The organism is Streptomyces rugosispiralis (genome assembly GCF_024505145.1).
Classification (GTDB): Bacteria; Actinomycetota; Actinomycetes; order Streptomycetales; family Streptomycetaceae; genus Streptomyces; species Streptomyces rugosispiralis.
In genome coordinates this window covers 251671-264084 of record NZ_JANIAA010000008.1, presented here as the reverse complement: position 1 = coordinate 264084, position 12414 = coordinate 251671, and the positions used below count along the sequence as shown (strand labels likewise).

The window sequence follows — 12414 nt, the reverse complement described above, 5'->3', positions numbered from 1 at the left end:
CTCCTTGGCGACCGTCAGGCGGATCCTGCCCGGCCCGGGGCGGCGGGGAACGGCACGACCGCCACTGTTACGTTGTCGTGGCCCCCGCCGTCCAGGGCGTGGCCGACCAGGATCTGCGCGCTGTTCAGCGGCCGGGCGCGGGCGTCCGGCGGCACCGCGCGGGCCATCTGCTCCGCCGATTCGGCGTAGTTCCACAGCCCATCGGTGCACACCACCACGACGCCCGGCCGGTCCGGCTTGTACGAGGCGGTGTGGGGCTCCAGCTCATAGGCGTCCGCCCCGAGCCAGCCGGTGATGGCGTGGGCGCGCTCGTCCGCGTACGCCTCCGCCTCCGACATCAGCCCCGCGGCCACCATCTGGGCCGCCCAGGAGTCGTCCTCGGTGAGCCGCGCGGGCGGGGCCGTACGGTCGTCGGGGACCCAGTAGGCGCGGCTGTCGCCGACCCAGCCGATGGTGAGGATGTCGCTGGTGACGACGGCGCTGACGATGGTGCACGCCGGTGCGTTCTGATGGCGCTGCCCCTCGTGGTGGGGGGCGGCCGCGCCGGTGTCCAGGGCCAGGGAGTTGACCGCGTCGGCGGCGGCGATGATCGCCTCGTTCATGGCCTGCTGGGGGTGGGCGCCGCGCGGCAGCGCGGCCTGCAGCGCCTGACCCGCGGCATGGGCCGCGGCGGCCGAGGCGTCGTCGGGCCGGGTGGCCGAGGAGACCCCGTCGCACACCACGGCGACCATGACCGGTGTGCCGTCGGGCAGCGCGGCGGTGGACACCGAGAACGCGTCCTCGTTGCGGTGGTGGCGCAGCCCCCGGTCGCTGGCCGCCGCGACTCCCTCCAACTCACTCTCCATATGGTCGCGTGTCCGTGCCTGGGCGTGCCCGCAGCGCTCGCAGTATCCGTCCTGGTCGATGGTGCCCTCCTGGCACGCGGCGCACCGGGGGCGGTGCTCGCCGCCGGGCAGCCGGGGGTCCGCCCCGGCGCCGGTCCCGCTGTCCGTGCTGCTCGCCGCGCTGGTGTGGGTACTCGCGTTGGTCTCCGGGTGGCTGCCGGACTCGCCGGGTGCCTCGGGCGCGCCGAGCGCCGCCGCGGCCCGCGGGTCGGCCACCTGGCCGTACCCGCCGGAGGTCGGGGCTGCCAGCTCGTAGTCGTCCGGCTCCGGCCCCGGGTGGCTGGACCACGCCGCCCCGTTCACCCGCGGCGGCACCGGCAGGTCGCCGTACGCCTCCGGCTGGTCGCCGTACGCCTCCGGCTGGTCGCCGTACGCCTCCGGCTGGTCGCCGTACGCCTCCGGCCGGCCGCGGTGCGCCTCCGACCGGTCGGCGATCGCCTCCGCCGACAGTGCGGCCTCCGCCGCCAGCGCGGCGGCCACCGTCAGATCGGCACCGCACCGATCGCAGTATCGGTCTCCCGCCTGCGGCGGCTCATCACAGGTCGGGCAGGCTGACAGCTGGGGCGGCTGCGGCATCTGCGACATCGATCACACCCACGTCCTGGGGCGGAAACGGTTGGCCCGCTCCACCAGTTCGATCCTCTCCTCGCCTCGCTGCGCGAGTCTGGCGAGTACACGGTACGAGCGCTCCAATCCGAAGCGCAGCCCACGCTCGTCCAGGCTGCTGCCGAGCAGAGGCGGCCGGTTGTGTCCCGGGGGCGCCCCGCTGCTGCCGGACAGTACCCAATCCAGGGCGCTGCCCAAGACCTCGGTACGCAGCCGCTCGCGCCGCACCGCGTCCAGACCGAACTCGCCCAGCCGCTCGACCTGGACCGCCGAGGCCGTCAGATCGGTCAGCAGGGCGTCGTACGGGGCACGCTGGCGCAGCCGGGCCCGTACGGCGGCGACCCGCGCCGCCGTGTAGTGGATCGAGGACTCCGGCACCGACTCCAGGGCGCGCACCGCGCTCGGGCGGTCCCCGGAGCACAGCAGGACCCGGGCGAGGCCGAAGGCGGCGCTCACGAAGCTGGGGTCGGCGGCCCAGACCAGCCGGTAGTACTCCGCCGCGTTGTCCAACTGGCCCAGAACCTCGGCGCAGACGCCGAGCGCCAGCTTGGGCGCGGGCTCACCGGGGAACGCGTCGTAGACGGCGTCGAAGGAGAGCGCGGCCGTCTCGCGGTCGCCGGTGGCCAGCGCGTGCAGCCCCCGGTACCAGACGATCCGCCAGTCGTCGCTGTACGCGGCCTCCAGACCGGTGAGCGCGACGCCCGCGTCCTGCTCCTGGGCCAGCTCCAGCTGGGCGCGCACCCGGCGCAGCCGCAGCTCGACCGAATCGACGGGCGCGGTCCGCAGCGCGGCGCTCACCTCGGCGGGGTCGGCGGCCAGCAGACCGGCCAGGAACCCGGCGTTGGGGTCCTCGGAGTCCACCAGCGGCACCGGGAGCGCCAGCGCGGTGGCCCGCCCGTCCAGCGTGGCGATGGCGGGCACCGGCAGGGCCAGGGGGCCCGGCGGGCGCTGTGCGGGGATGAGGGGCTCGGTGGTGGCGCCGCCGATGGACCGGGCGCCCAGCAGGGACGGATCCTTTCCGTCGTCGGCGAACAACTCGGTGTCCACGACGCGCGGTTCCGGTCCGAAGAGCGTGGACAGGGCCGGCCGGGGCCGCCCGGTCTGCAGCGCCACGACCTCCCGCAGCACCCCGGTCAGCTGGTCGGCCATCTCCCGCGCGGAGGCGAAGCGGCGCCCCGGGTCGGGATCGGTGGCCCGCACCAGCAGCCGGTAGAAGGATTCATAGCGCCGGAAGACCTCGATGTGCTCGGGGTCCGGCAGGCTGTCCACGAAGACGTTGGTATAGCCCTGGAAGTCGAAGGTGAGCACGGCCAGGGTGCGCGCCACCGTGTAGAGGTCGGAGGAGATCGACGGGCCGGACTCGGAGATCTCGGGGGCCTGATAGCCGACCGTGCCGTAGATGGGGCTGTCGTGGTCGTCCATCCGCCGGACCGCGCCCATGTCGATCAGCTTGAGCTGGTCCTGCTGCTGAATGGCGTTGTCGACCTTGAAGTCGCAGTAGAGCAGATTGCGGCTGTGCAGATGGCCGAGCGCCTCCAGGGCCTCGATGCCGTAGGCGCACGCCTGCTCCACCGGCAGCGGATCGCGGCGGCCGTCCGTGGTGCGGCGGGCGTTGGCGATGTCCTTCAGGGACTTGCCGCCCACGTACTCCATGACGATGTAGCCGTCGAGGCTGCCGGTGCGCTGGTCGAGGTGCTCGACGAAGTTGTAGATCCGGACGATGTTGGAGTGCTCGATCTCGGCGAGGAAGCGGCGCTCGGAGACGGCGGCCGCCAGGGCCTCCTCGTCGCCCGTGTCCAGCAGGCCCTTGAGGACCACCCAGCGGTCCGACACCGCGCGGTCGATGGCCAGATAGATCCAGCCGAGCCCGCCGTGCGCCAGACAGCCCGCGACCTCGTACTGGCCGTGGACGATGTCACCGGGGTTCAACTTCGGTACGAACGAGTACGGATGGCCGCACTTGGTGCAGAACCCCTCCGTACGGCCCGGCCGTACGCCGCGGGCGCGGCCCACCGGGGCGCCGCAGTCCCCACGGCTGCAGAACCGCTTGCGCTCGGGGACCTCGGGGTCCGCCAGCACCGCCGTCCGCGGATCGGGGCGCGGCACATCCGGGACGTTGACCAGACCGGCGCCCAGGGCGTTCCGCCCCGAGGAGGCCGAGGTGGAGGAGCGGGAGCTGCGCACCGAGACCGAACGGGACGAGGTCCGCCCGGACATGGAGCGGGACAGCCGCCCGGACACCGAGCGCCGGGACGAGGAGGAGCGGGCCGAGCGGGACCGGCCCGAGGTGCCGGACGAGGAGTCCCGGCCGGTCGCCGAGGAACGCCCGCTCCGTGCCGACGAGCCTGCGCTCCGTGCCGACGAGCCCCCGCTCCGTGCCGACGAGCCCTCGCTCCGGGACGAGGAACTTCCGCCAGGACCGGCCTGGCCGGTGATCCCGGTGGGCGGTGAGGCCACCATCCCCTGCGGTGAGACGACCGGGGCCATACCGCACACATCGCAGTACAGCTCGCCTCCGCCCACGTCCTCGTAGGACCCGCCGCAGTCACGCCGCTGGCAGGCGACGACCGCCGCATTCATTCCGTGCCTCCCTCGATGCCTTGCCCGGCCGGGCCCGTCTGGCGTGGCACCAGGGCCTCGGCCGCCGCCTGCTGGTAGCGCAGCACGGCCTGCTCGGCCACCCGCAGATCGCACGGGGCGCTCCACAACATTCGGCGGGCCACGTCATACCGCTCCACCAGGAACGGATCGCCCGCCATGCCATGGCGGGCGACCTTCGCCTTGTACGCGTCGAGTCGGCCGCGCAGCTCGGCGCGGACCGCGAGCGGCGCGGTGACCGCGGTCAACGACTCGCGGGCCCGCAGCAGCTCGTCGTCGGCGCGCTGCTCCAGGCTCTCCAGCAGCGGCGAGAGCCGGTGCCACTGCGAGCGCCTGCGGTAGTCGGCGGCGGCGACCAGCTGCTCGTGCAGCGCGGTCGGCGGGCCGCTGACGGCCGGAACCTCCGATGCCGCGATCTTCGCGAGCACCTCACCGCGCGCCTGGCGCGCCTCCGCCAGGGTGCGATCGGCGCGGGAGAGCACATCCCGCAGCCGCATCAGCCGCCGCTCGGCGTCCTGCCGCACATCCAGGACCGCCTCGATCTCCCGGCGCACATCCTCCAGGGCGCGGGCGGCGCGGTCATAGCGCTCGGTGTCGGGACTGCCGCCGCCGGGAGCGGAGCTGCCGCTTGCCGGGTTCCAGAAGGCCAGCGGGTCGGAGACCACTTCGGCGCGCAGCGCGGTCAGCTCGGCGGTGATCTGCTCCAGATCGTCCCCCGAGGGGTGCTCACCGGGGCGCACCCCCACCGAGTGGGCGAGCGAACGGGTGCGGTGCAGCTCGGCGGAGAGCATGTCGATTCGGGCGGGCAGCGCGGACCATACGGCGTCGGCGCTGACGATGACGTCGATGGCCTCCGCGTACCAGCGGTTCATCCGGTCGACCAGCCGGTCCAGGCCCAACTCCTCGCTGAGCAGCGGGGAACCGCCGAGGGTGGCGCTGCTGGGCAGGGTGATCGCGGTGCCGCACAGCAGCTCGGTGAGCTCGGTCAACTCGTCCTGCGTCGGCCAGCGGTGACGGGAGCGCACCTCACGGGCCCGGGTGAGGGCCTCGCTGTACGCGTCGAAGTAGCTCCACAGGAGAGAGATGGCCTGCTCGGTGGTGGACCAGCGGTCCTTGGTGACGCCCGTGAGCTCGGCGCCCTCGAGGAGCCTTCTGCCCGCGTGGTCCTGGAGGGCGAGCAGCGAGGACTCGATCGCCTCGTGTTCGGCGGCGAGCTTCGCCAGTGCGCGGTCCACCTCCTCCCGGCCCATGACCGGGCCGTCGGGTGCCCCCGCGAAACTGGGGAAGGGTCCCGGGACCCCCATCGATCACCTCTCCATGTCCGTAACCGTTATGTGATCCGTCTGCTGCGTCATCCCTACGCGTGTGAGGCGGGTGCTAATCCTTGCCGGTCCGTGATCCTTGCCCTTACCCGATGTGTCCGGGTCCGTCGTGCTCGTGCGCGCTGGTCGGCGCCGGTCCTGCTCCGTGCCGGTCCTCGTCCGCGCTAGTCCTTGTACTGGGGGACGGGCGGCGTCGGGTTCTCCTGTGTCGTGCTGAAGTCCTTGGCGAGCCACTTCCGGTAGGCCTGCATCCACGGGCTGCCCGCCCCGCCCTGGCGGTAGTTCTCCAGAACCTTGTTGACCCGGCGTACCAGGTCGTCGTCGTTCTTGTTCATCGCCACGCCGTAGAACTCATCGGTGAATCGCGAGCCGACGAGCTTGACGGAGGGGTCCTGGGCCGCCTGGCCGGCCGCCAGCGCATTGTCGGTGATCACCGCGTCCACCTGGCCCAGCTGCAGTCTTACCAGGCAGTCCAGCTGGTTGGGCACGGGCTTCACCTTGATCGCGCCCAGATGCGCGGCCCCGGTGTCCGGCTTGTCCAGCTCGGCCTCGGCGGTGGAACCCTGCGCGGTGCAGATCCTCTTGCCGCGCAGGGTCTTGTTGTAGCCGGTGATGGACGAGTCGTCGGGGGCCAGCACCTGCTGCCCGGCCTGGAAGTACGCGGTGGAGAACGCCACGTCCTTGATCCGGTCGCAGTTGATGGTCATGGTGCGCACCACGACGTCGACCTTGCCCTGCTGGAGGGCCTTGATGCGCTGACTGGTGGGTATGGTGCGGAAGATGACCGCGTCCGGATCGCCGAAGATGTCGTCGGCGATGGCGCGCACCAGGTCGATGTCGAAGCCGGTGAGGTCGCCGGTGGCCGGATCGCGGTATCCCCAGCGGTAGCTGTTCTGGTCGACACCGGCGATCAGCTTGTTGAGCTTGTGCCCGTTGACCTTACGGTTCTTGATCCGCTTGATGGCCGGGCCGCTCGCGCTGGACGGGCGCAGGCTCGCCTCGGGATCGCGGCAGCTGTCCGCCGCCGCGGCCTCGGCGCCGGTCCGCACCGTATGCGGCTGCCGCGCACCACCCTTGCCGTCGCCGTCCCCGCCGTCGTCCACCATCGCCGGGACCGCGATGGCCGTGGCCACGCCCAGGGCGCATACCGTCACCGCGGCGGCCGATCGCAGCGATCGCATGCTTCCGCCCCCCATCGTCCTCATCGGTACTCCGACAGTCTGCGGCCTATGCCCAGCACCGCTCCCGCGGCCCCCAGCACGGCCAGCACCCCGGCGCCCAGGGCCATGGCGGTGAACGCGCCGCGCCCGTCGTCGGCGGCCTGCTGGAACTCCCGCTGCTCATGGTCGAGGGCCTTGGCCAGCTGGCTGTCCACCGCGTCGAAGGACTCGCCGGTGCTGTCCTTGGCGCCTATGACCTTCGTCAGCGCCGTCTTGTAGTCGCCGCCGTCGTCTGCGGCGCGGGCGGCCTTGTGCCGCACCTGCCACTCCCGGATCCGCTCGCCCGCCTTCTCCACCGGCTCGCGGCCCTCGTCGTCGTCCGCGAGGGAGCGCGCCTTGTCCAGCAGGCTGCCGTCCGAGGGACGGTCGCCGGACGCCTTGCCGACGAGCGCGGACATCCGCGAGCCATAGCTGACGTCGTAGGCGTCCTTGCCCTTGTTGGCGCCGTCCTCGTCCACGACGACCGCGCCGCGCGCCACCAGGGTCAGGTTCTCGTCGGCGCGGGCCCGCAGGGAGTCGATCCGCGCCTCGTTGAGCACCTGGAGGGACTTCGCCCCGTGATCGTTGGAGTCGCTGAGCTGGGTGCTGGCGACCGCGTGGCCGACCACCAGCCACAGCATCACCACCGTGGAGGCGGCCGTGGCGGTGAGCAGACCGCGGTTGAGCACCCGGTTGGTCCGCTGGAACTCACGGCGCTGGGCCCAGCCCAGCGCGCCCAGCGCGACCAGGCCGGTGGCGATCGCCACCCACGGCCATGCCTCGGCGTCCTCGTAGTCCTCCCCGAGACGGGCGGTCTCCGCCTGGTAGAGCCTGCCCGCGGCGGGCAGCAGCTTGTCGCGCATGGTGTCGTTGGCATAGCGCAGATACGCGCCGCCCAGCGGCAGCCCCTGGCGGTTGTTGGCACGCGCGGAGTCGATCAGACCGGTGTAGACCGGCAGCATCTGATTGATCTTCTGTATCTCGTCGCGGGCGGAGGACGAGCCCTCCGTATTGGCCGCGGCCCGCACCAGCAGCTTGGACGCGGTGTCGATGTCCCGCACGAACCGCTGCCGGACCTGGGGAGGCTCCTGGCCGCCCGCCAGGAAGCCTCCGGTGGCCGTGGTGTCCGCGTCGGCGAGGGAGCGGTAGATCTGCGCCGCGTCCGCGCTCAGCGGCTGACTGCGCTCGGCCACGGCGTCCGCCGCGGTCTGGCGGTCGGAGACCTGCCACGCCGTGACCGCGCCGAACGCGACCACCAGCGCGGCCAGCACCGCTCCGATGACGCGCAGCCGGCCGGGCTGCGTCGTCGCCGCCGCCCGCGCCCGGTCGAGCCCCTCGGCCCACGCGGTCCGCGGCGGGGCCGCGGGCGCGGGCGGCGGTGCGGCTCTGCCGGTGGTCGGCGGGTATGACACAAGACCTCCCCCTTGGCCCGGATTCCTGGTTGGTGTCGCGGTCGGTGTCGCAGCAGTATGGACCGCGGCGCCAGGAGAGGTCACCGGTCGAGCCTGGATCTTGTTCGGATCGCGATCTTCCCTCCCCCTTTCATTACGCTTCGGAAGGACTTTCGGTTCCACTTTCCGCGTCATCCGCCGGGGCGTAGTGCGCACGCAGCCGGGCGTACGCCGACTCCGGCGCGCCGGTGCGGTCCAGGCCCAGCAGCGCGGCGCCGAGTACCGGCGGTGCGGTGACCACCCGCGGCTCGGCCTTCGGGGCGCGCTCCGCGAGCAGTTCGCGGATCCGGTCGTCCAGCAGCGGATGGCGGGCCGCGAGCACCCCGCCGCCCAGCACCACCGGGGTCTCCTCGCCCAGCAGATCGAGCCGTCCGAGGGCGACCACCGCCATGGTCACCACTTCCTCCCCCTGGCGGTCGACGATCGCCCGCGCGATCTCGTCGCCGGCCCCGGCCACCGCGAAGAGCACCGGCGTCAGCTCATGCCGCCGCCCCGGCTCCAGCCGGCCCAGATGCAGCGCCTCGATCAGCTCGTACATGGTGGTGAGGCCGAAGTGCGCGGGCAGGGCGCGGGCCAGCTCGGTCGGCTCGCCGCGGCCGTCCTCCGCGCGTGCCGCCCACCACAGCGCCTCCTCCGACAGATAGCCCCCGCCGCCCCAGTCGCCGGAGATCCGGCCGATGGCGGGGAAGCGGGCCACCCGGCCGCCGTGACCGATCCCGGCGCAGTTGATCCCCGCGCCGCAGACCACGGAGACGCCGGTCGGCTCGCCGTCGTCCCCGACCCCGGCCCGTAGCAGGGCGAAGGTGTCATTGGCGACCGTGACGGTGGCGCCCCAGCCGCGCTCGGCCAGGACACCCGTCAACTCCGCCTCCTCGCTGGGCAGATCGACGTTGGCCAGACAGGCCGAGACATGCCCCGCGCCCGCCGGACCGGACCGTCCCGCCTGCCGCGCCACCTCCTCCACCAGCGGCGCGAGCGAGCCGACGGCCTGCTCGGCGCCCACGACGGGCGGCCGGAAGCCGCCGCCGCGGGCCGCGCCGAGCACGGAGCCGTCCCGGCCGATGAGTGCCACGTCCGTCTTGCTGTTGCCCGCGTCGATCGCCAGGACCGACCCGTCAGGCGGGGACGCGGACGAGGGGGAGGTGGACGAAGGGGACGGAGAGGGGGTCGATACGGACTGGGTCAGGCCCACGCCAGATGCTCCCGGTTGTGCGCGATGAGGTCGTCGGTCAGCTTCTCGGCGTATTCGATCTGGCCGATGAGGGGGTGGGACAGCAGCGCCTGGAAGACCCGCTCCCGGCCACCCTTCAACGCCGCCTCCAGCGCCAGGCGTTCGTACGCGGTGACATTCGCGACCAGACCGGCGAACAGGGGCTCGAGGGGGCGCACGGGCAGTGGCTTCGCGCCCTGTGCGTTGACGGCCGCCGGGACCTCGATCACCGCGTCGTCCGGCAGGAAGGGCAGCGTGCCCTCGTTGAACGTATTGACGATCCGCACCTCACCGGTGTCGCCCAGCAGGGACGAGGTCAGATCGACCGCCGCCTCCGAGTAGAACGCGCCGCCGCGCTTGCCGAGCAGCTCGGGCTTCTCGTCCAGCGCCGGATCGCCGTACATCTCCAGCAGCTCCCGCTCGATCGCCGCGACCTCCGCCGCCCGGGACGGCTTGGTGCGCAGCTCCCGCACCACCGCGTCGTGCCGGTAGTAGTAGCGCAGATAGTAGGAGGGGACGACGCCGAGCCGGCTCACCAGCGTGCGCGGCATCCGCAGGTCCTCGGCGATCGCCTCGCCGTGCTCCGCGAGCAGCTTGGGCAGCACGTCCGCACCGTCGGTGCCGCCGATGCGCACCGCGCGCTCCCAGGTGAGGTGGTTGAGGCCGACGTGCTCCAGCGTCACCTCGCCGGGCTCCACGCCCAGCAGCTTGGCGAACTTCCGCTGGAAGCCGATGGCCACATTGCACAGGCCGACCGCCCGGTGCCCGGCCGTGAGCAGCGCCCGGGTCACGATCCCGACCGGGTTGGTGAAGTCCACGATCCAGGCGTCGGGGTTGCGGCGGCGCACCCGCTCGGCGATGTCCAGCACCACCGGGACGGTGCGCAGCGCCTTGGCCAGCCCGCCCGCGCCGGTGGTCTCCTGGCCGACACAGCCGCACTCCAGCGGCCAGGTCTCGTCCTGGTTCCGCGCGGCCTGGCCGCCGACGCGCAGCTGGAGCAGGACCGCGTCCGCGCCGTCCACGCCCGCGTCCAGGTCGTCGGTCCAGGAGATGGTCCCCGGGTGGCCCTGTTTGGCGAAGATCCTTCGCGCCAGCCCGCCGACCAGCTCCAGCCGGTCGGCGGCCGGGTCGACCAGGACGAGCTCCTCCAGCGGGAGCACGTCCCGCAACCGGGCGAATCCGTCGATGAGTTCGGGGGTGTAGGTGGACCCACCCCCCACGACTGCGAGCTTCAACCCTTGACTCCTGTCAGTGTGACGCCTTCGACGAAGGCTTTCTGAGCGAAGAAGAAGACGATGATGACGGGGGCCATGACGAGCAGCGTCGCGGCCATCGTCAGATTCCAGTTGACGCTGTGCGCGCTCTTGAAGCTCTCCAGGCCGTAACTGAGGGTCCAGGCGCCCGGATTCTGCGAGGCGTAGATCTGCGGGCCGAAGTAGTCGTTCCAGCAGTAGAAGAACTGGAACAGCGCGACGGCCGCGATCCCCGGCTTGGCCATCGGGATCACGATGCGCAGCAGCGTGCCGAATTCCCCGCTGCCGTCGACCTTCGCCGACTCCAGGTACTCCCGGGGAATCGTCAGCAGGAACTGGCGCAGCAGGAAGATGGAGTACGCGTCGCCGAACGCCATCGGGATGATCAGCGGCCACAGCGAACCCGACAGATGGAGCTGCTGGGCCCAGACCAGATACATCGGTATCACGATCACCTGCGGCGGCAGCATCATCGTCGAGATGACCAGCAGCATGGCGGTGCGGCGGCCGCGGAAGCGGAATTTGGCGAGGGCGTAGGCCACCGGAATGGAGGAACAGACGGTGAAGAGGGTGCCGAGCCCGGCGTATATCAGTGAATTGCGCCACCAGTCCAGGAAGCCCGGGGTGTTGAAGACATCGGCGTAATTCGACCAGTTCCATTCGGTGGGCCACAGGTCGCCGCTGAGCGCCTGGTCGTCGCTCATCACCGAGGTCAGGAAGACGAAGACGAACGGCAGGATGAAGAAGAGCGCGGCGGCGATGGCGACCGTGTGCACGGCGATCCAGTGCAGCGCGGCGCGGCGGCGGGCGGCGGGGGCGGGGGAGCGTCCGGCGGCGGGGCGCGCGGGCGCGGACGGCGCCGAGAGGGCGGTGGTGGCGGTCATGGCGAATCGGTCCTCTCAGTCCTCGGCTCAGTCATCGATGTCCTCGGCTCAGTCATCGGCCGACAGCAGTCCGGCACGCTTGCGCATCAGCAGCGTCGTCACGGCCATCGCGATCGCGAACAGCACGAGCGAGAGCACGCAGGCGGCTCCGGTGTTGAAGTTCTGGAAGCCGAGCGAGTAGACGAGCTGCGGCACGGTGAGCGTGGAGTGGTCGGGGTAGCCGGGCTGGATGACCGAGCCGGGCCCGACGCTGACCCCGGAGGCGAGCTTTCCGGCGACCAGCGCCTGGGTGTAGTACTGCATGGTCTGGACGACGCCCGTCACGACCGCGAACATCACGATCGGGGTGATCGACGGCCAGGTCACATAGCGGAACTTGTGGAACGCCCCGGCGCCGTCCAGCTCGGCCGCCTCGTACTGCTCCTTGGGGACGTCCAGCAGGGCCGCCATGAAGATGACCATGAGATCCCCGATGCCCCACAGGGAGAGCAGTACGAGGGACGGCTTGGCCCAGGCCGGGTCGTTGAACCAGTTCGGGGCGTGGATCCCGATGCTCCCGAGAATGTCGTTCACCGGGCCGGTGCCGGGATTGAGAAGGAAGACGAAGGCGACGGTGGCCGCCACCGGAGGGGCGAGATACGGCAGATAGAAGGCGGTGCGGAAGAATCCCACCCCGGACTTCACCTTGGTGACCAGCAGTCCGATGCCCAGGCCGAAGACGACCCGCAGCGCCACCATGACCACGACCAGCCAGAGCGTGTTCCACAGCGCCGGTCCGAACAGCGGCATCTGCTCCAGCACATAACGCCAGTTGCGCAGCCCCACGAAGGTTGGGGCCTCGATCTGGTTGTAGTGCATGAAGGAGAAATAGACGGTGGCGATCAGCGGATAGCCGAAAAAGACGGTGAAGCCGACCAGCCAGGGGGAGAGAAAACCGAGGGTGCGCAGCCGCTCGCGCCGCGCCTTACGGCGCAGGGCGGGGGCGTTCGTCAAGGTGGCCATGTCGC

The 12414-nt window shown here is 71.7% G+C and carries 9 protein-coding genes; all 9 read right to left on the bottom strand.

Annotated elements, in window-relative coordinates; translation table 11 throughout:
• Nucleotides 1–14: 14 nt before the first annotated feature.
• Complete coding sequence (locus NP777_RS16350; RefSeq protein ID WP_256650863.1) at nucleotides 15–1469, bottom strand: PP2C family protein-serine/threonine phosphatase; 1455 nt, start codon at nucleotides 1467–1469, stop codon at nucleotides 15–17.
• Between the two features lie 3 nt (nucleotides 1470–1472).
• Complete coding sequence (locus tag NP777_RS16345; RefSeq protein ID WP_256650862.1) at nucleotides 1473–4070, bottom strand: serine/threonine-protein kinase; 2598 nt, start codon at nucleotides 4068–4070, stop codon at nucleotides 1473–1475.
• On the bottom strand, nucleotides 4067–5392 hold the full coding sequence (locus NP777_RS16340; protein ID WP_256650861.1) for a hypothetical protein: 1326 nt from the start codon (nucleotides 5390–5392) through the stop codon (nucleotides 4067–4069). The genes NP777_RS16345 and NP777_RS16340 overlap by 4 nt, the downstream gene beginning before the upstream one ends.
• Before the next feature lie 182 nt (nucleotides 5393–5574).
• Complete coding sequence (locus tag NP777_RS16335) at nucleotides 5575–6591, bottom strand: glutamate ABC transporter substrate-binding protein (protein WP_256650860.1); 1017 nt, start codon at nucleotides 6589–6591, stop codon at nucleotides 5575–5577.
• Between the two features lie 20 nt (nucleotides 6592–6611).
• Nucleotides 6612–8021 carry a hypothetical protein gene (locus NP777_RS16330; RefSeq protein WP_256650859.1) on the bottom strand — a complete coding sequence of 470 codons (1410 nt, stop codon included), beginning with the start codon at nucleotides 8019–8021 and terminating at the stop codon, nucleotides 6612–6614.
• 133 nt (nucleotides 8022–8154) lie between these two features.
• Nucleotides 8155–9165, bottom strand: coding sequence for an N-acetylglucosamine kinase (locus NP777_RS16325; RefSeq protein WP_256650914.1), 1011 nt, complete (start codon nucleotides 9163–9165; stop codon nucleotides 8155–8157).
• Nucleotides 9166–9242: 77 nt separating this feature from the next.
• On the bottom strand, nucleotides 9243–10505 hold the full coding sequence (locus NP777_RS16320; protein WP_256650858.1) for a 6-phospho-beta-glucosidase: 1263 nt from the start codon (nucleotides 10503–10505) through the stop codon (nucleotides 9243–9245).
• The gene (locus tag NP777_RS16315) at nucleotides 10502–11407 is read right to left on the bottom strand and encodes a carbohydrate ABC transporter permease (protein WP_256650857.1); all 906 of its coding nucleotides are present in this window, start codon (nucleotides 11405–11407) and stop codon (nucleotides 10502–10504) included. Before NP777_RS16315 ends, NP777_RS16320 begins: the two co-directional genes overlap by 4 nt.
• Before the next feature lie 48 nt (nucleotides 11408–11455).
• The gene (locus NP777_RS16310; protein WP_256650856.1) at nucleotides 11456–12409 is read right to left on the bottom strand and encodes a carbohydrate ABC transporter permease; all 954 of its coding nucleotides are present in this window, start codon (nucleotides 12407–12409) and stop codon (nucleotides 11456–11458) included.
• Nucleotides 12410–12414 lie beyond the last annotated feature (5 nt).

Bases quoted from the DNA above. Each gene is read 5' to 3' on its own strand.
- NP777_RS16350 (WP_256650863.1), bottom strand. From the start codon at position 1,469: ATGTCGCAGATGCCGCAGCCGCCCCAGCTGTCAGCCTGCCCGACCTGT.
- NP777_RS16345 (WP_256650862.1), bottom strand. From the start codon at position 4,070: ATGAATGCGGCGGTCGTCGCCTGCCAGCGGCGTGACTGCGGCGGGTCC.
- NP777_RS16340 (WP_256650861.1), bottom strand. From the start codon at position 5,392: ATGGGGGTCCCGGGACCCTTCCCCAGTTTCGCGGGGGCACCCGACGGC.
- NP777_RS16335 (WP_256650860.1), bottom strand. From the start codon at position 6,591: ATGCGATCGCTGCGATCGGCCGCCGCGGTGACGGTATGCGCCCTGGGC.
- NP777_RS16315 (WP_256650857.1), bottom strand. From the start codon at position 11,407: ATGACCGCCACCACCGCCCTCTCGGCGCCGTCCGCGCCCGCGCGCCCC.
- NP777_RS16310 (WP_256650856.1), bottom strand. From the start codon at position 12,409: ATGGCCACCTTGACGAACGCCCCCGCCCTGCGCCGTAAGGCGCGGCGC.